A 245-nucleotide genomic window follows, 5' to 3' on the forward strand; every position below is an offset into this window, starting at 1 on the left:
ATCCATATCGGATTTACGCAGGTCTACCAGTACGAGGTGGACATCCGTACCACCAGTGAGCACGTCCACACCATTGCTGCGGACATCATCAGCCATAAGGCGATCTGCCAAAATCTTTGCGCCGCGTAGTGTCCGCTCCTGCCGCTCTTTGAACTGTTCAGAAGCAGCAATCTTCAAAGCTGCAGCTTTCGCCGCAATCACATGCATGAGCGGCCCACCCTGCTGACCGGGGAATACATTGGAGT

At 54.3% G+C, this 245-nt stretch carries 1 pseudogene; it reads right to left on the reverse strand.

The annotated features are described in order from the left end of the window. A pseudogene (locus ACSNOK_RS35725) lies at nucleotides 1–245 on the reverse strand (serine hydroxymethyltransferase); the annotation flags it as partial.

The organism is Streptomyces sp. URMC 126, assembly GCF_051386555.1.
Classification (GTDB): Bacteria; Actinomycetota; Actinomycetes; order Streptomycetales; family Streptomycetaceae; genus Streptomyces.